The following is a 19,042-nucleotide window of genomic DNA, read 5'->3' as shown; positions in this document are numbered from 1 at the left end:
CACAATGGTGGCCATGAATGACCAGCCGTCCGCCACTCCTCGCGCGTTTCTCGTTCCGCGCCAACAGCTCACGCAGACCCGAACGTGGTCGCAGCCGCTTCCTACCGAGGGGGTATGGAAGGTAACGGGCCAGGCGGGCTCGGGCGTGACCAGCTTCCTGATTGATGCGTTTGTGGCGTCTGCGAAAAAGCAGTCGGACGCGGAGGGCGTGCTGTTTCTGACGGATTCGAAGGAGTCCGCCGCGCGGATTCGCGCCGAGATTTCGGAGCGGCTCGCCGGTACTGACTTCGTCGCCGACGGCCCCATGGTGCGCTCTGTGCATTCCTTGGCGTTCGCGGTGCTTCGGGAGCAGCAGGAGCAGCTGCGGTTGATCTCCGGCGCGGAGCAAGATGCGGTGATCCGGCAGCTGCTGCAGGGCCACGCCGAGGACGGCCGCGGGAGCTGGCCCGCGGAGCTGCGCCCGGCGCTGCCGATGGTGGGCTTTGCCCGCCAGCTGCGTGACTTTTTGTTGCGCGCGATTGAGCGCGGCTTGGACGCAGACGGACTCAGGGGGCTTGGGGCCCGCTACGGGCAGGAGATTTGGGGCGCGGCCGGGGACTTTTTGGAGGAATACCGGCAGGTCATGGCGCTGACTGGTACGGTGCGCTACTCGGCATCCGAATTGATTGCGAAGGCGCTCGATCTGCCGCTGGAGCGGACGTGGCACACCGTGATCGTGGATGACGCCCAGCACCTCTCACCGGCGGCGGCGAAGTTCGTGGAGCGCCTGTTGAAGGGGGCAACACTCGGAGTGGTCGGCGGCGACCTGGAGCAGTCCGTCTACCAGTTCCGCGGGGCGAGCCCGGAGTTCTTTACCACCCTTGGGGGCCTGGAGCACACCGTGATTGACCTGGGGCAGACGCGGCGCGAACCGGAGGTTTCGGTGGCGCTGGCGCAGACTCCGACGGCGGAGCTCGCGGCGGTGGCGGACGCGCTGCGGCGCGCGCACCTCGAGGAGGAAGTACCGTTTCGAGACATGGCGGTGGTGGTGCGCTCAACAGGGCTCATCGAGCCGTTCCGGCGCGCGCTGCTGCACGCAGGCGTGCCCGTCGCCCTGAACCCGACGGACGTGGTGCTCAGCGAACAGCGGATCGTTGCCTCACTGCTGCTTGGCCTGCAGTCGCTATACAAACCGCTGACGGTGGAGCAGTGGCGCGACTTGTTACTCGGACCGATCGGCGGGACGGACCCCGTCACGCTGCGGCGTTTGTTGCGGGGCTTGCGGCGGTGGAAGCCGGATACACGCGCCGAGGAAACACTGCGCGAACTGGTGGTTTCCAAGGCTGAGCTGCCGGATTTCGGCGCGGTGCTCACGGACCGCGAGCTGCAGATGCTGCGCCGCATCCGTCAGGTGCTCGACGCCGCCAGGGAGGTCTACGACGCCGACGGCAGCGTGGAGGAGGTGCTGTGGGCACTGTGGCACACCACGGGGTTGGCCGAGCACCTCACCGCGGTGGCGCTGCGCGGCGGCACAACGGGCTCGCAGGCCGACCGCGACCTTGACGCTGTCATGGCGCTCTTCGACGCTGCCGGTGACTTCACCGAGCGCAAAACCCAGGGTGGGCTCGAGCTGTTCGTCAACAGCATGCTGGAGCAGGAACTGCCTACTGGTGTGCGTGATCGCCGGGCGGCAACGCCGGACGCCGTTGCGTTGCTGACTGCGCACGGCGCGGTGGGCAGGCAGTTCCGCAGGGTCGTGGTCGCGGGTGTGCAGGACCTCGAGTGGCCGAGCCTGGGGGAGACCGGCTCAATTTTCGGCCAGCAGGATCTGGTGGACCTGGCGGACCACGACGTGGATCCCGCCACGCCGGTGTCGCACCTGCGGGAGCGACTGGAGGAGGAGCGTCGCCTCTTCCACGTGGCGCTGACCCGCGCGACGGAGCGTGTCCTGGTCACGGCCGTCGACCAGGTGGAAGGCGAGGAGGTACTCGAGCCTTCCCGGTTCATCGAGGAGCTCTGCGAGGAAACCGGTATTGTCCCACAGCAGGTGACGCTGTCCGCGGACGACGCGGAGGCCGTAGGCGAAGGCGTGGAGGCGACGGTGGTGCGCGTGCTGTCCCGTGACGATTTCCTGGGAGAGCTGCGCCGGACACTGGCAGACGAGGAGCACAGCACAGAGGCGGACCGGCGCCAGGCCGCACGCCAGATCGCCCGGCTGGTGGAGGCAGGGGTGCCGCTCGCGGACCCGGAGCAGTGGTGGACCACCACCGAACCCTCGACGGATGTGGCGGTTGCAGGGCAGCGGACGTTGTCGCCGTCGAGAATTGAGGCGCTGCTGCAGTGCCCGATGCGCTCCGTGCTTGAGCGAAGCCTCGGGTTCGATAGCTCGATGCCCATGATCGTCGGCTCGATTGTGCACGCCTACTTCGAAGCCCTGGGCCGGGGCGTGCCGGAGGGGCAGGCGCGGATGCACACGATGGCCACGTACCGCGCGATGCTCGACGCCCCCGCGTGGCAGGCCGATGCCGAACTCCGTGATTTCGAGGCGATGCTGGACCGCACGCACACGTGGTGGCAGAATCGCAACCTCCATTTCGCACAAGTGGGCGTGGAAGTGCCGATCTCCGTGCAGGTCACCGAGGACGTCCACATCCGCGGGCGCGCCGACCGGCTGGACCGGGAGGCAGATGGCCACGTTCATATCGTGGACCTCAAGACGGGGTCGACGATGCTCTCCATCGACGCCGCGAAAGAGTTCGAGCAGCTCATGGCCTACCAGCTCGCGCTGAGTCATGGGACGCTCGTCGGTGAAGGCGACGGGGTCCGCGTGACGACGTCCACCTCCGGGGAGGAACCCCTGAACGTCGGCGGTGCGGTGCTGGTGTATTCGAAGCACGGCGCTGGCGCGGCAACAGAGCGGGTGCAACCGCGCAAGGAGGCTGATGAGCTTGCGGAGTTTACGGAACTCATCGCGCCACTGCCCAGCAAGACAACGGGCCCACAGCTTGAAGCGCAAGCGGGCAAGCACTGCGACCACTGTGCTGTGCGCTCACTGTGCCCGGTCCAGATCGAAGGGACGATGATTTACGATGGCTGATGTTTCACCCCAAGCACTCTTTCAGGCGCTCGGGGACGCGTTCCCTCCGAGTGACCAGCAGGCGGAAGTGATCGGGGCAACGCCGGGGCCGATGCTGGTTGTGGCGGGCGCTGGTGCGGGCAAGACGAAGACGATGGCGGACCGCGTGGTGTGGCTCGTCGCGAATGGGTATGTGCGGCCTGAGGAGGTACTTGGCCTGACGTTTACCCGGAAAGCGGCGCGTGAGTTAGGGCAGCGGATCCGGCATCGGCTGCAGGCGTTGGCGCGGCATCGCAAGCTTGTCCGGGAGCTCGACCCGTCGGGCGTGCTGGCGGAAAGTTTAGAGGTGATCGCGCCGACCGTCGCCACGTACGACTCCTATGCAGGCCAGATCGTACGCGACTACGGCCTGCTTGTGCCGGTGGAGCCGGACGCGCGCTTGATCACGCAGGCTGAGCTGCACTCGATCGCGGTCGAGGTTGTGCGTAATTACAACAAACCGCTCGTCGCGGATGGCGCACCCGCGCCAGCGATGCGCACCGTGGTGGACGACCTGCTTGGGTTGACCACCGCGATCGGCAACGCGCTGGCGAGACCTGAGGATATTGATGAGGCCGCGGAGATCTTCCTGAAAGAGACGGAGTCGCTGCCGAAGTCGCCGCGCAGCAAGACCGAGTTCTCTCAGAAGATGACGGGGTGGCGCAACAAGCAGCGCCAACGCCAGATGATGTTGCCGCTGGTTGAGCAGCTCAACGCGACCCTGCGCGAGCGCGGCGTGGTCACCTTTAATGAGCAGATGAACATCGCGGCGCTCCTCGCGGAGCAGCACGCATCGGTGGGGGCTGCGCAGCGCCAGAAGTACCGCGTGGTGATGCTCGACGAGTACCAGGACACCTCCCATTCGCAGCGTGTGCTGCTGCGCAGCCTGTTCGGGCAGGGCCAAGACCCGACGTTGACGGTGACGGCGGTGGGCGACCCGATGCAGGCAATTTACGGGTGGCGCGGGGCGACGTCGGAGAACCTTGCGGCGTTCGTGGAGGATTTTCCGGCCGCGCACGGTGCTCCGGCGCCGAAGAAGCAGCTCACCATTTCGTGGCGGAACCCGAGCAAGGTGCTCGAGATGGCGAACCAGGTTTCTACCGCAATTTTAGGCACAGGGGAGCAGCGTGCCGTCGAGCCCCTGGCGCCGCGTAAGGACGCCGCGGAGGGCGAGGTGGTGATGCAGTTCTTCGAGCGCGAAGAGGAGGAGATCGAGTTCGTCGCCGACGCGCTGCAGCAGCAGTTCGAGCAGAGCGAGCGACTCTCGGCTGCGGTGCTGACGAGGAAGAATCGGCAGGCGCAGCCAATTGCCCAGGCGCTTGAAGCACGCGGGGTGCCCTACGAGATTGTGGGGCTCGGCGGGCTGCTGGATACCCCGGAGGTGCAGGACACGCTGGCTGTCGCGACGATGCTGGTCCGCCCGGAGGACTCCGCGGCGGCGCTGCGCGTGTTGGGAGGCCCGTCGGTCGGGCTGGGCCTGGCGGATATGGAGGCGCTCGCCGAGCGTGCGAAGAACCTGCAGGCGCGCGCGGAGGGGTCGGCCACGCAGGAGGACGCTCCGAAGCCGGCGGACCCGGAGGAGCGCCTGATCGAGGAGCTGACGCAGCTGGCACTTGAGGCGGAGGCATTGAAGATGCAGCAGGCGAAGCCCGCGGGGTTGGCGGACGCGGTGGCGGACTTGGGGGAGCCGGAGCGTTTCAGCGAGGAGGGCTACAAGCGGCTGCGGCTGCTGGCGTCGCGGCTACGCCAGTTGCGGCGCAACTCGCTGGGCAAGCGGCTGAGCGACCTGTTCGCGGACATCATTGAGGTGTTTGGGATCCGCGTTGAGGTGCTGGCACGGCAGTCCTCGGCGGGGACGGTACACCTGGACCAGTTGCTGCACTACGTCGAGCAGTACCCGGGCACCAGTGTGGAGGCATTACTGGACTACTTCGAGCTGGCCAAGCAACAGGAGGACGGCCTGACGCCGGGCAACGTCACGGTGCGGGGGGACCGCGTGCAGATCCTGACCGTGCACAAGGCGAAGGGCCTGGAGTGGGACACCGTCGCGGTGTTGCACGCGGACAAGGACACGTACAGCTCGAAGATTGAGACCTTCCTGTCCCAGATCCCGTACCTGCAGCCGGAGACATTCGGCGACCCGGATATCTACGAGGACTTTGCGGACGTTGAGCACCGTACGGGGTTCCAGAAGGCTGCGGACGCGTGGCGCAAACACATCGGCGAGGACCTCGCGGAGGAGCAGGCGCGCCTGTTCTACGTTGCCATCACCCGCACCGAAAATAAGCTGCTGATTACCGGGTCGAAGACTTCCCTGACTGGCAAGAATACGAACGGCCCCTACGAGCACTTCGCGGCGTTCGAGGGCTTTGAGATGCCGGAGGAACCAGAAGATGAGGCCGAGGCAATAACAGTGCCGCAGCCAGAGGCGGCCGTCGGTACGTGGCCACGACCCTCCTACGAGGCCGCGCACGCCGCGAACAGCCAGGCAACTCGCCCGAGCGAGCTGGTGAGAGGTGCACTTGAGACCGAGATCGCGCCCGCCGCCGGTGAGCTGTACGAGCTGTGGGAGCGCGACGCCACCGCGCTCATTGAGGAGCACAAGGCGGCGCAGTCGCCGGACGTGCCCGTCATGCTGCCCGGTGAGTTGACGGCCTCCGACATGGTGGCCATGCAGGCGGATGCAGAGCAGTTCGCGCGCCGGGCCCGTCGCCCGGTGCCGTTCAAGCCGAACCAGTACGCGAAGCGCGGCACCGCCTTCCACGAGTGGATCGAGGATTTCTACGGCGCGCACGCGCTGCTGACCGAAGACGAGCTGCCGGGGATGGGCGAAGCGGAGGTGGATCCATCGACACTCAAGCGGCTGAAAGCCAACTTCGAGGACAGCCACTGGGCGTCGAAGACGCCGACGCACGTGGAGTGCCCGTTCGAGTTGGCGCTTGGTAAGGCGGTGGTCCGCGGCCGGATGGACGCGGTCTTCGAAGACGGCGACGGCTGGGTCGTCGTCGACTGGAAGACGGGCACGCGCCCGGTGGGGGCGGCGATGGAGGCCGCGAAACTGCAGCTGGCGGTGTACACGGAGGCGTGGAAGCGCATCGCCAACGACGGCCGCCCCGTCCGCGCCGTGTTCTTCTACGTGCGCGATGGTAAGGACTTCACCGCCACCGACCTGCCGGATGCGCAGCAGTTGACGGAATTGTTGGAAGATGCAGCAAACGGCGCGACTTCCGGTACAGTTTCACGCCGTAGTAGCGAGGAAGGATAGCGGAGTGAACCTGCCGTTTACGTTGTCATGGAGTGACCGGTTCCGTGCGGACGCGGACCCGTCGGAAATTCCGGTGCACACCCTGCTGGATGTCGTGCGGATCCCGTCGGCGGAACGCACAACTCCGTGGGCGCTGATGGCGAGGCGTTTCGGCTACGCAGCCATCTTGGTGCTGGCCGTGGCGACGGTCGTCTACTTCGACAAAGAGGGGTACACGGAGCCACTGACGTTTATCGACGCCCTCTACTATTCCGCGGTGTCGCTCTCAACGACCGGCTACGGCGACATTACGCCCGTGACACAGAGCGCCCGCCTGATGAACATCCTGGTCATCACGCCGTGCCGTGTGGCATTCCTGATGCTCTTGGTCGGTACCACGCTGTCGGTGCTGACCGAGGATTCCCGCAAGACGCTACAGATTCAGCAATGGAGGAGAACAGTGCGCAATCACACCATCGTTATCGGCTACGGCACCAAGGGCAGGTCCGCGGTGGACGCGTTGCTCGCCGGCGGCACCGCGCCGGGCAACATCGTTGTTGTTGATGATGACGCCGTGGTGCTCTCGAACGCTGAGAAACGCGGCCTGGTCACCGTCCACGGCAACGGCACTCGCTCGGGTGTGCTGAAGGTTGCCGGTGTGGCGCGTGCGCGCTCTGTTGTGGTGGCGCCGTCCTCGGACGATACTGCGGTGCTGGTCACGTTGTCGGTGCGTGAGTTGGCGCCGAGCGCGATGATTGTCGCCAGCGTCCGCGAGAGCGAGAACCAGCACTTGCTGATGCAGTCGGGCGCGGATTCCGTGGTGGTGTCTTCCGAAACGGCGGGTCGCCTGCTTGGCATCGCGACGGTCACGCCGCCGGTGGTGGAGATGATGGAGGACCTGCTCAGCCCGGACGAGGGGTTCGCGGTGGCGGAGCGCCCGATCGCGGACGACGAGGTCGGGGCGAACCCGCGCCACCTCGCCGACATTGTGCTGGGCGTTGTGCGCTCCGGTGAGCTCTACCGCATCGACGCCCCCGAGGCCGAGACGGTCGAGCCTGGCGACCGCCTGCTGTTTGTGCAGATGACGCAGCCGACTCCGCTGACAGAGCGCACGCGCCCGACGGAGTAGACGGCGTATGAAGCGGTTCATTGCCTTCGATGCCGCCGGCAGGTTTGTGCTGGGAGCAGACGGTGCACCCGCACTTTTCGACGCCCCCTCCGCCCAACCACACGCCGAGAAGACAGTGCACGTCGGCGACGATGTGTGGGCGGTGCTGGTCAGCGAGGCGCAGCTTGAGGCGATGGGCGAGCGCTTCGGCACTTGCCGCAGTCACGCAAGCGACTACCTGGTTGCGCGCGGGTTCGGCCTGCTGCGCAACCAGCGCCAGCTGCGTTTCGACCCGCGCGATGGCAGCGAGGTCGCCTGGGGCGCGGCGGGCATCGTCGCGCGTGGCGCCAGCGGGAAACCACTGTTCCCGCGCATTGACCCGTCGGTGATCGGGGTGGTGCAGTCCGCGGATGGGCAGCAGATTTTGCTCGGGGAAAACGCGCGCCGGCCGGGCTACTTCACACTGATCGCGGGCTACATCGACGTCGGTGAGACCATCGAGGATGCGTTCGCGCGTGAGGTGTGGGAGGAAACGGGGCGTCGTGTCGGGCAGGTGCGCTATGTTGGGTCGCAGCCGTGGGCGCTGTCGGGTGCGCTGATGTTGGGGATGGTGGCGTCGACAAGCGATGTTGATGCTGTGGGGTCCGTGGATGGGGAGCTGACGCAGCTGCGATGGCTGCGCCGCGACGAGCTGGACACTGTCACGCTGGCGGTGCCTGGGACGATTGCGCGGCGGATGATTGACCAATGGGCTCGAGGAGAGTTCAACGAGGACGGGAGTGGAGCGTAAGTGACTGTTGACCTGAGTTTGTTGGATGAGGATCAGCGGGTTGCGGCGACCGCTCCTCGTGGCCCGGTGTGCATCCTGGCTGGTGCCGGGACGGGTAAGACGCGCACGATTACGTACCGTATCGCGCACATGATTGACCAGGGCACGGTGAGCCCGAACCGGGTGCTGGCGGTGACGTTTACACAGCGCGCGGCAGGGGAGATGCGCGATCGCCTGCGCACGATGGGCATTGGCGGCGTGCAGGCGCGCACGTTCCACTCGGCGGCGATGCGGCAGCTGCGCTATTTCTGGCCGCAGATTGCGGGGGATCTGCCGTGGCGGCTGCTCGATAACAAGTTCCCGCTGGTCGGACGTGCGGCACGAGCGGCCGGGTTGGAGTCGGACAAGGAGATGGTCCGCGACCTGCTGGGGGAGATCGAGTGGGCGAAGGCCAGCGTGATCGGCGCGGAGGACTACGTGGACCGCATCGCGGATACGAACCGCACCCCGCCGACGGATCCGAAGAAGGTCGCGGAGGTCTACCGGCTGTACGAGGAAGCGAAGACGAGCCCGCAGGGCATGCTTATCGACTTCGACGACCTCCTCCTGCACGTTGCGGGTGCCTTGGAGAACGCGCCGGCGGTGGCGGAGGAGTTCCGCTCCCAGTACCAGTCCTTCGTGGTGGACGAGTACCAGGACGTGACCCCGCTGCAGCAGCGGGTGCTGGAGGGCTGGCTGGGCCAGCGCGATGACCTGACGGTGGTGGGGGACGCGAACCAGACGATTTACTCCTTTACCGGCGCGACCCCGGATTACCTGCTGAACTTTTCGCGTACCTACGAGCACGGCACGGTGGTGAAGCTGCAGCGGGACTACCGCTCGACGCCCGAAATTACGGAGCTGGCCAACGCGGTGATCTCGCGCGCGACGGGCAGGGCCGCGGGCACCAGGCTTGAGCTGATCGGTATGCGGGAGTCCGGTCCGCAGCCGACGTTCCACGCCTACGACGATGAACCGACGGAGGCCCGCGAGGTTGCCGCGGCGGTGCAGCGCCTGATCGATTCCGGGGTGCCGGCCAAGGAGATCGCGGTGCTGTACCGGATTAACGCGCAGTCGGCGGCGTTTGAAGCGGCGCTCGCGGACGCGGGCATCGTCTACCAGGTGCGCGGCGGGGAGGGATTCTTCCAGCGCGGTGAGATCCGCGAGGCGCTACAGACGCTCGTGGCGGCAACCCGGCGCCACGACTTGCCGGATGACCCGGTGGTGGTGGCCAAGGCGGCGTTCGCCCCGCTCGGGTTGACGCCGACGGAGCCGGAGGGCGCCCAGGCCCGGGAGCGCTGGCAGGGGCTGCGCGCACTCGTGGACCTCATCGAGGAGATCGTGCACACGAAGGAGGCCTCGAGCCTGGAGGACGTGCTGCGCTCGCTGCGCCAGCGCGCGGAGGCGAAGCAGCCCCCAGCGATTGACGGGGTCACGCTCGCCAGCTTGCACGCGGCAAAGGGCCTGGAGTGGGATGCGGTCTTCCTCGTGGGGCTGGTGGAAAACACGCTGCCGATCTCGCACGCGATCAAGGCGGGCGATGAGAACATCGAGGAGGAGCGCAGGCTTTTCTACGTCGGCGTGACTCGCGCCCGGGAGCACCTGCAGTTGTCGTGGGCGCTGGCCAGGCAGGAGGGCGGCAGGAAGTCGCGGTCGCGCTCGCGCTTCCTGGACGGGCTGGTGCCCGAGCTTGAGGCGGAGGACACCCCGCAGCGGTTGAAGCAGACGCGCCGCTGCCGGGTGTGCGGCAACGTGCTGTTCGCCCCGGCGGACAAGGCGCTCGGCCGGCACCAGGATTGCGACGCCGACATTGACGAGGACGTCTACCAGGCGCTCAAGCGCTGGCGGTTGAAGACGTCGCGGGCGGCGAAGCAGCCCGCCTACATGGTGTTTTCCGACGCCACCCTGCTCGCCATCGCGGAGACCATGCCGGAAGACGAACAGGGCCTGCTCGCCGTGTCGGGGGTGGGTCCGGTGAAGGTGGAGCGCTACGGCGCCGAGGTCCTAGAGACCCTGGAGGAGTTCCGCTAGCCGCGATAAACACCTAGAAGCACAGCGGGCAGTCGGGGTGCGGCTGCAGGCGAAGCGTTTTCAGCGGGGTGCGGTTGAACGGGTCCGCAAGCAGGGTGTCGCCGGTGCGGGGGTCCGGGGCGGATACGCCCGGCGGGTCCGGCAGCTGGCAGATCCGCCGGGCCATGGTTGCTGCGGCGACCACGCCTGCCTGGACCACGACCGGGTCCGGGTTGCGCACGCCCGCGGGTGCCGCGGCGGCGATCGTTGCCCACTGTGGGTCGCGCTCGAGGAGGTAGTGCTCGCGGCAGATCAGGCACGGACCCTCGACACCGACGGCGTAGGGGCCGACGAGGACGCGGGCGTCGATCTGCAGCACCGGAATCACAGGGCCTGTGCGGTGCCGGGTGTACGCGGCGAGTGCCCGGGTGCGGTGCGCCTGGTCGACGATGATGAGCGGGAGAGGCGAGGGCGCGTCGAAAAGGAAGCGGGAGAGTGGCTGGGTTGGATCGGGGGAGCGCACGTGGATGCCGCTGGTGCGCAGTGTTTCTGCCAGCGTGTTCGCCAGCGTTGAGGTGCCAACCAGGAGTACCTCGTGGCGCGAAACCTCGACGAGGATGCGGTAGGCGATGAGGTCCTGGATGAGGCTGCGCGCGGCATCCGCGTCCATGGAGACCGCCAACCGGCGAACCACCTTGGGCAGTGGCTGCGGGGCCGACAGTGAGTCGAGGACCGCGGCGACCGCGCGGGCGTCGCCGACTTCGATGATGCCGCTGCGTGTGGCGTCGAGCCCGAATTGCAGCGCGTGCGGGCCCCTGCTGAGTACCTGTACCCCCATCGCCAGCTGAATGACAGATTCCGACTGGTTACACATGCTTCCCCCTTGTGCCCCTGTGGCTGTGTCGGTTGTACAGCATACAATCTTCGGCATGCAAGAGTCGGAGTTTGAGTATCGGGTGATTCGCTCGCCGCGGCGCACGCGCACTGTGCAGGCCCGGCTTATCGACGGCGTCGTGGAAGTTCGCATCCCAGCCAGGTTCAGCGAGCGCGAGGAGCGCGAGGCGGTGGCCGAGATGATGCGGAAGATCCGGAGGAAGACCCGCCACCAGCACGTCAGCGACGCCGACCTCCAGGCCCGCGCGGAGGCGCTCAACGAGCAGGTGCTTGAGGGGCGGGCGAAGGTGGGCTCGATACGGTGGGTGTCGAACCAGACGAAGCGGTGGGGAAGCTGCACCCCGTCAGGGGGCACGATTCGGATTAGTGACAGGCTGCAGCACGTGCCGGGCTACGTCCTCGACGCGGTGATTGTGCACGAGCTGACGCACACGTTCATCCCGGGGCATGGCCCGAAGTTCTGGGCGTGGGCAGACAAAGCACCCCTCGCGGAACGCGCGAAGGGCTACCTTGAGGCCTACCAACGGTTCGGCGGGGAAGGCTAATCCTCGTCGTTCTTGCGCAGTTCCTCTTCCAGGCGGGCGAGCTCTTCGTCGAAGTTGTCGTCGGAGGAATCGTCGAGCAGGGTGTCGATGAACGCCGCCGGGTTGGACAGGTGCTCGGGCGCTGGAAGGAAGTCCGGGTGGTCCCAGATCTGGTCGCGGCGGGCCTGGCCTACGGCGTTTTCGACGCGGCGCCACAGCTCGGCGGCCTCGCGGACCTTCGGGGCGCCCAGCTCGATGCCGACGACGTTCGCGAACGCGCGCTCGGCGGAGCCACCCGTTGCGCGGCGGCGGGCCCACGCCTCGGCGAGCTGCGGCGTCGACGGGATACGGTCCGCCAAGGAAGCGTCGGTGACAACGTCGACCCAGCCTTCGACGAGCGCGAGCAGCGTCTCCAAACGGGCGGTGGCGGACGCGTTGCGGGAGGTCACGCGCGGGGAGAGGTCTGCGCCCTCCAACTGCTGGAGCGCCTCCTGAATGGCTTGTGGGTCGCCGCTTTCCAGGTTCAGGCCGCGCGCCATCTCCTCGAGCTGCGAGGTATCGATCTCCAGGCCGGCCGCGTACTCCTCAACGGAGGAGACGAGGCGTTCGACGAGCCACGGCACGTGCTTGAACAGGCGCTGGCGCGCTGCCTCGCGGGCCACAATGTAGACCAGGACCTCCTGGCCGGGGATCTCGAGGCATTTGGCGGCAGCGGTGACGTTCTTCGGCAAGATGGCTGTGACCCCTGCTGGTGCGACGGGCAGGCCGAAGTCGGAGCCGGTCAGGGCTTGCTCGGCAAGGTCGCCGAGCGCGTGGCCGAGCTTGACGCCGAAGTTCATGGCGTTCATTTGCTCCATCATGCCGACCATCGGGCCCATCATCTCGCGGGCCTCAGGGGGCATGGTGTCGCGCTGCGCGCGGTTCATCTGCTCCGCAACAGGGTTGACCAGGCGCTTCCACATCGGCATGGTCTCAACCAGCCAGTCGTCCGCGTTCCACGTGCGCGGCTGGGCGTTTGCGGATGGCAGCGTAGTGGCGTCGTCAAGCCAGAGGTCGGCGAGCCGCACTGACTCTTCAACCGCGGTGCGATCCCCCGCGGAGACCGCAACCTTATCGCCGACGTGCTGGCGTGCCATGCGCAGCGCCATTTCGAAGTTCACGGATTCGCCCTCTGTGCGGGCGTTCATCGTCGAACCCATGCCCGAGAGCATCTGCCCGAACTGGTTCAAAATATCGCCCAAGCCACCTTGACCACCGCCAACGTTGCCCCCGAACCCGAACGCGGCGAACGGGTTGTTCTGCTGGTTGCGACGCTCGCCGTCACCGTTGTCACCGTCGTTGTCGTTGTTGGGGAAGGTAAATCCGAATCCATTGCTCATAGGCACCACCCTACAGTCGTGTGTGCAGGTTGTGTCGGCTGCAAGCGGGTAAATCGCAACGCTGTGGGCGAACATCTAAGATTTGTGGGCGTGATGAACGCCGAGCAAGAACGAGCACAGGCACAGCCGCGCAGCCGCCGCCTCGCCACGATTGTGTGGGGCGCCATCCCCCTTGTGGCGCTGGCCGCGGCCCTGAGCCTCGACCATATTCCTGGCACCGATATCTCCCTGGCCGTGCCGTACGCGGCGCAGGGCCCGGGGCCGACGTTTAACACGCTCGGCGACGTTGAGGGCGTGCCCGTCGTCGAGATCGAAGGAGCGGACTCCGATGCAACGGAGGGCAACCTCAACATGACTACGGTGTCCGTGCGCACTAACATGACGCTGGTGCAGGCGCTGACCCGCTGGATCGCCACGGATGACACGATTGTGCCGCTGGAGCAGATCATGCCTCCGAATACGAACCGGGAGGAGATGAAGCAGCGCAACCAGGAGGCCTTCGTCGCCTCGGAGTCGGCGGCGACGATCGCCGCGATGAACTACCTCGGGCGCCCGACCACGGTGGTGGTCCACGAGGTGATGGAGGACAGCGCCGCGAATGGGGTGCTGCAGGTAGAGGACACCATCACGCGCGTCGGGGGCAAGGATGTGTCGCAGCCGCGCGAGGTGCAGCGCATCGTGCGCGAGCACGCCCCCGGGGACCGACTCGCCGTGGAGGTGCTGCGTGACGGCGCACCTCACACGGAGGAGATCACGCTCGGCGCGAATCCGGAGGATGCGAAGGTGCCCATGTTGGGGATCTTGATGACGTCCGCTCCGGCCGACGGCGTGCAGGTGACCTACAACCTCAACGATGTGGGTGGACCGAGTGCCGGGATGGTGTTCTCGCTGGCGGTGATCGATAAGCTGTCGCCGGGTCTGCTCAACGGCGGGAAGTTCGTGGCCGGCACCGGCACGATTGACGAGTCAGGGGAGGTCGGCCCAATCGGCGGCATCTCCCACAAGATCGCCGGTGCGCGCGACGCCGGTGCGGAGCTCTTCCTCGCGCCCGAGGGCAACTGCGCGGAAGTCATGCGCACGGACAGCGGGGAGATGCAGGTCGCGGCAGTCAAAACGCTTGACGACGCCGTGAAGGCCATGGACGCGTTTGCCCACGGCCAGCCGGTGCGCAGCTGCAGCTAGGAGTCAGACTCCGTGGAGGTGGTTGCCTCCGCGGGGGACGGGGCACCCTCTGGGCGCTTCGCCAGCCCAAGCTTGTAGATGTGCTCGCGCGGACCTTCGCGGTCCATGGTGAGCAGCTGCTTCATAATCTGGCCCTTGTCATTATCAATGACGGTCACCACGGCAGAGGACCCAACGGTAGACCAGCCGACCACGAAGCGGCCGGTGTCTTCCACGACTTCGCTCGAGCGCAGCTCGGTGAGCACCTGCGTACTTGTGGTGGCGACGGACTCAGACTCCATGAACTGGAATTGACCCATCTCGGAGCTGCTGCAATCGAACGCGTCCGGGAGCCCGGTCGGGGTGCAGCTATCCAGCTTTTCGAAGAACTCGGGCGGAGCGAGCGTCGAAAACTGCTTCGCGACCTCGGCAACGCCGTTGTCGTCCTTCTTTGCGGTGCTCGTGGTGCTTGTCGACGTCCCCTCCGCCTCCTTCGTAGTCTCCGTGGCCTTTGTGGTTTCAGACTCCGACGGCGAAGGCGACGCAGAGGTCTCAGCAGAGGACGTGGTCGGTGCCTCCGTCGTGGTCGGTTCCTCCGTCGGGTCGTCCTTGCCACCGCACGCGGTAGCTACCACCAGCGCCATCGCCAGCACCGCTGGAGTGCCGACGCGCCGGCGCCAAACGTTCGAAAATGCAGCCACGGTGTGCTCCTTCATCCTCTTAGGACAGCTCATCTGGGTCTTGTTCCAAACCGTAGCGTAACGCAGCAATCACATTCGGCGCCACGTTTGGCCCGCCGCGAAGCTCAATATCGTCCTGGGCGAACATGCCGCGCTCCTCAAGCTCCTCCTCGGTCAGGCGCATCTGCAGCAGCGTCTGCTCGATGCCTTCCTCGCGCAGCACACCGGAGAAGAGGCGCGCCGGGCGCGGCGAGGGGTCGTCACTGCTGGTGTCCCGGAACATGATCTCCTGCGCCAGCACGGCTCCCTCCACCGCGTGTGGCCAGGCGATACGCGCCACGTACTCCGCCAGCTCCTCGGAGCCGGGGCGGATATTGTCCGGCAGGTTGTCCTGCACGACGAGGGTGAGGGGCGAAGAGGCGTCGTCAACCTCGAGCTGCTCGAGCTCGTCCACAAGCAGGGAGGAGGGTACGAGCGCGAACAGCGTTGGCCCCTGGTCCCAGCCTTCCGCGTGCACGAACTCGACGGCTTCGGACATGGCCTTATTTAATGCTTGTTGGTTGAGCACGGGAACCCTTCTGTCAGTTCAGGCGTTACACTTTTTAAGATAGAACCTTAATACGCGTACTAAGACTATTTCGAAGGAGCAGGATTTGGCCACCCGCCTTAGCCAACCACAGCCCCACGCGAAAAAGCAGAACACCGGGCTCGCCGTCACGATTGGCGTCCTCGGTGTGTTGCTGTTTTTCATCCCGATCCTGATCGGTCTCTACACCGATTTTCTTTGGTTCGGGGAGCTTGACTTCCGTGGGGTCTTCAACCGCGTCATCGTGGCGCGCGTGGTGTTGTTTGTAATTTTCGCCGCCGTCGGCGCACTAATCACCTACCTTGCCGCGTGGTGTGCGTGGCGGGGCCGCACGAAGGAAGCCTTGAGCTTCGAAGCCGTCGTCGGCGACACGCGGACCAAAGTGAACCTGCAGCAGGGCGTTCGCACGCTCCTGGTGTGGGTCCCGGTGGTGGTCGCGATCTTCTCCGGCCTGGCAGGGCAGCGCCTGTGGCGCACGTTCATGCTGTGGTTCAACGGAGAATCCTTCGGCGTAAATGATCCGCAGTTTGGCAAGGACCTCGGGTTCTACGCCTTCGCGCTGCCGGGTATCACCGCGGTTATCGACGGCCTCTCGCTCCTGCTGCTCGTCGCCTTCATCGTCGGCGCGGTGGGCCACTACCTGCTGGGCGGCATCCGCATCGGCAATAAGGTCAGCGGGGTGCCGGGCCACATTTCGACGGCCGCTCGCGTGCAGCTTGCTGTGACTGCCGGCCTGTGGATGGTGCTCAAGGCAGTCAGCTACTGGCTGGAGCGCTACACCCTCCTGTACTCGCAGAACGACATTTTCACCGGTGCGTCCTACACCACGGTCAACGCCTCGCTGCCGGCCAAGATGATCCTGACGGTCATCGCGGTGCTTGTCGCGGCGGCGTTCTTCGCGTCCGTTGTATATAAGGACTTCCGAGTTCCTGTGATGGCCGCGGTGCTGATGCTCGTGTCCTCGCTTGTGGTCGGGGGCGTTTGGCCGGCGCTGCTGGAGCAGTTCTCGGTCAAGCCGAACCGCCAGTCGAAGGAATCCGAGTACATCGCCCGCAACATTGAGGCCACCCGCTTCGCGTTCGGCCTGACGGACGAGCAAGTGGAGTACCAGGACAACTGGGGCGCGGAAAAGGTCTCCAACGACAAGGTCGCGGACGACGCCGCGACGATCAGCAACATTCGCCTACTGGACCCGGAGATCATTTCCCCGACCTTTACCCAGAACCAGCAGCTGCGTAACTTCTACGGCTTCCCCGACCAGCTGGCGATGGACCGCTACGAAGTTGACGGCAAGATGCGCGACTTCGTCGTCGCGGCCCGCGAGATGGACCCGAACGCGCTGCGCGAAAACCAGCGTGACTGGATCAACCGCCACACCGTGTACACCCACGGCAACGGCTTCATTGCAGCGCAGGCCAACCGTGTTGACGAGGCCGCGCAGGACGCCGGCTCCACCCGTGGTGGCCTGCCAATCTTCACCGTCTCGGACTTGCAGTCCAACGCGATTGCTGCTGAGAAGGACCAGGCGGACGAGCTGGGCATCCAGGTCGACGAACCCCGCGTCTACTACGGCCCGGTGATCGCCTCTGCGAACGACGGGCTGGACTACGCCATCGTCGGCGATAACGGTCAGGGCCCCGTCGAGTACGACACGGACAGCTCCACCTACACCTACCAGGGCGAAGGTGGCGTCAACATCGGCAACTGGGTCAACCGCATCGCGTACTCCGCGAAGTACCAGGAGCTGAAGTTCCTGCTGTCCGACCGCGTTGGCTCCGAGTCCAAGATTCTCTACGACCGCGACCCACGCGAGCGCGTTGAGAAGGTCGCGCCGTGGCTGACCACGGACTCCAAGACCTACCCGGCCGTGATCGACGGCAAGATCAAGTGGATCGTGGACGGCTACACCACGCTGTCCCAACTGCCGTACGCAACGCGCGAATCCTTGACGGATACGACGCAGGATGCGCTGAACCCGGACGGGACCACGCAGCGCCTACTGAACAACAACGTCGGCTACATCCGCAACTCCGTCAAGGCAACCGTTGATGCCTACGACGGCACGGTGGACCTCTACGCGTTCGACGAAAACGACCCGGTGCTCAAGGCGTGGATGGGCGCGTTCCCAGACACCGTGCGCCCGGCAAGCGACATCTCCGATTCACTGCGTGACCACCTGCGCTACCCAGAGGACCTGTTCAAGGTCCAGCGCGAACTACTCGCTCGCTACCACGTGAACGACCCAGGCGTGTTCTTCAACAACGACGCCTTCTGGTCCGTGCCGAACGACCCGACCGCGCCGGAAGGCCGCAAGGAACTCAACCAGCCTCCGTACTACGTTGTTGCCGGCGACCCGGAGACCAACCAGCCTTCCTTCCAGCTGATTACGCCGTTCCGTGGCCTGAACCGTGAGTTCCTGTCCGCGCACATGTCCGTGTCCTCCGACCCGGAGAACTACGGCCAGATCACCGTCCGCGTGCTGCCAACCAACACGCAGACCCAGGGCCCGAAGCAGGCGCAGGACGCACTGATGTCCTCCGACCAGGTGGCGCGTGACCGCACCCTGTGGAAGGGCACCAACGACCTGAAGAACGGTAACCTGCTCACCCTGCCGGTCGGTGGGGGAGAGATCCTCTACGTGGAGCCGATTTACTCGCAGCGCAAGGACCAGGCGTCTGCCTTCCCGAAGCTGCTGCGCGTGCTCGTGTTCTACCGCGGCCAGGTCGGCTACGCGCCGACGATCTCCCAGGCGCTGAAGCAGGTTGGCATTCACTCTGAGGCCGCCCAGGACATCGACATCGTCGACGATAAGGGCAACACGAAGCCTGCCAAGGAAGCACCAGCCGATGGTGAGAAGGCCGAAACCTCAGCACCAGCAGCTGCCGGTAACAAGGACGAGGCCCTGAACAACATCAACGACGCGCTGCGCAACCTGGAAGGCGCACGCAACGGCTCCTTCGAGGAGTACGGCAAGGCGCTCGACGAGCTCGACCGCGCCGTGAAGGAATATCAGAGCATGTAACCCTTCCCGTGTGACAGCCTGAATCCCCTGCGAATCCGTGAGGTGCGCAGGGGATTTGGTGTTTTTAAGGGTCGTGCGTATAGTTATCACTCGTTGCCCGTTAAGGCAGCAGGTGAAAATTCAACATCACCCGACGCGGGGTGGAGCAGCTCGGTAGCTCGCTGGGCTCATAACCCAGAGGTCGTAGGTTCGAATCCTGCCCCCGCTACCAACTTCCGACCCCTACCAGGGAATATCCTGGTAGGGGTCTTCTTCATTTTGTGCTGAAATCGCCATTTGGTGCACTAGATGGTGCACTGGGCTCAAAATCCTGCAGCGCGTAAGACTGTGACACGCCAACAAAATGGCGCATGTTTTTCGGATGTTCTGTCTCGAACGGTCTTAGAAAATCATCACCGCTCCGCTAAGATTGTCTTTGAGCGCGAGTTACCGGGATGCCGTCTTATAGGGCACGGGTCTCGCGCATTTTTAGGATGAAGACTGAATCAATCTACAAGGTGATGTAGGCAATGGGCGGCAATACTAACTTAGG

General features: G+C 65.6%; 12 protein-coding genes and 1 tRNA gene. 9 read left to right on the top strand and 4 right to left on the bottom strand.

Annotated features, from left to right (window positions below; all coding sequences use genetic code 11):
• Nucleotides 1-13 precede the first annotated feature (13 nt).
• The 5 genes from BJP08_RS09030 to BJP08_RS09010 are packed head-to-tail and all read left to right on the top strand — an operon-like array spanning nt 14 to nt 10,285.
• Nucleotides 14-3,076 carry an ATP-dependent DNA helicase gene (locus tag BJP08_RS09030; protein WP_071569278.1) on the top strand — a complete coding sequence of 1,021 codons (3,063 nt, stop codon included), beginning with the start codon at nt 14-16 and terminating at the stop codon, nt 3,074-3,076.
• A complete protein-coding gene (locus tag BJP08_RS09025; protein WP_071569277.1) occupies nt 3,069-6,359 on the top strand; it encodes an ATP-dependent helicase in 3,291 nt (1,096 codons plus the stop codon). The genes BJP08_RS09030 and BJP08_RS09025 overlap by 8 nt, the downstream gene beginning before the upstream one ends.
• Before the next feature lie 10 nt (nt 6,360-6,369).
• Entirely contained in the window at nt 6,370-7,467 is a 1,098-nt protein-coding gene (locus BJP08_RS09020; RefSeq protein ID WP_369816429.1) for a TrkA family potassium uptake protein, read from the top strand.
• Between the two features lie 7 nt (nt 7,468-7,474).
• A complete protein-coding gene (locus tag BJP08_RS09015) occupies nt 7,475-8,236 on the top strand; it encodes an NAD(+) diphosphatase (RefSeq protein ID WP_071569275.1) in 762 nt (253 codons plus the stop codon).
• Nucleotides 8,237-10,285: an ATP-dependent DNA helicase UvrD2 gene (locus tag BJP08_RS09010; protein ID WP_071569274.1), complete on the top strand. Its 2,049-nt coding sequence runs from the start codon at nt 8,237-8,239 to the stop codon at nt 10,283-10,285.
• A 13-nt stretch (nt 10,286-10,298) separates the two neighbouring features.
• Here BJP08_RS09010 and BJP08_RS09005 read toward each other — a convergent pair whose 3' ends face one another.
• Entirely contained in the window at nt 10,299-11,138 is an 840-nt protein-coding gene (locus BJP08_RS09005; protein WP_083428494.1) for a hypothetical protein, read from the bottom strand.
• A gap of 55 nt (nt 11,139-11,193) precedes the next feature.
• Between BJP08_RS09005 and BJP08_RS09000 the strand changes: the two genes are divergently transcribed.
• Nucleotides 11,194-11,703 (top strand): M48 family metallopeptidase, encoded by a 510-nt coding sequence (locus BJP08_RS09000; RefSeq protein ID WP_071569273.1) that lies wholly within the window; start codon nt 11,194-11,196, stop codon nt 11,701-11,703.
• Here BJP08_RS09000 and BJP08_RS08995 read toward each other — a convergent pair.
• A complete protein-coding gene (locus BJP08_RS08995; RefSeq protein WP_071569272.1) occupies nt 11,700-13,061 on the bottom strand; it encodes a zinc-dependent metalloprotease in 1,362 nt (453 codons plus the stop codon). The two genes, BJP08_RS09000 and BJP08_RS08995, sit on opposite strands and share 4 nt — an antisense overlap.
• Nucleotides 13,062-13,154: 93 nt before the next feature.
• Here BJP08_RS08995 and BJP08_RS08990 point away from each other — a divergent pair, with 93 nt between their 5' ends.
• Nucleotides 13,155-14,243, top strand: a complete 1,089-nt coding sequence (locus BJP08_RS08990) for a PDZ domain-containing protein (RefSeq protein ID WP_071569271.1) — start codon at nt 13,155-13,157, stop codon at nt 14,241-14,243.
• On the opposite strand, the gene BJP08_RS08985 is transcribed toward BJP08_RS08990, so the two are convergent.
• On the bottom strand, nt 14,240-14,923 hold the full coding sequence (locus BJP08_RS08985; RefSeq protein WP_143110085.1) for a hypothetical protein: 684 nt from the start codon (nt 14,921-14,923) through the stop codon (nt 14,240-14,242). The two genes, BJP08_RS08990 and BJP08_RS08985, sit on opposite strands and share 4 nt — an antisense overlap.
• Nucleotides 14,924-14,942: 19 nt before the next feature.
• Entirely contained in the window at nt 14,943-15,440 is a 498-nt protein-coding gene (locus BJP08_RS08980) for a PPA1309 family protein (protein ID WP_071569269.1), read from the bottom strand.
• 115 nt (nt 15,441-15,555) lie between these two features.
• On the opposite strand from BJP08_RS08980, the gene BJP08_RS08975 reads away from it, so the two are divergent.
• Entirely contained in the window at nt 15,556-18,510 is a 2,955-nt protein-coding gene (locus BJP08_RS08975; RefSeq protein ID WP_071569268.1) for a UPF0182 family protein, read from the top strand.
• 134 nt (nt 18,511-18,644) lie between these two features.
• Nucleotides 18,645-18,721, top strand: a tRNA-Met gene (locus BJP08_RS08970).
• The last annotated feature ends 321 nt before the right edge of the window (nt 18,722-19,042 follow it).

Source organism: Corynebacterium sp. NML140438 (genome assembly GCF_001875725.1).
In the GTDB taxonomy this organism is placed as follows: Bacteria; Actinomycetota; Actinomycetes; order Mycobacteriales; family Mycobacteriaceae; genus Corynebacterium.
This window is presented reverse-complemented; position numbering and strand designations above follow the sequence as displayed.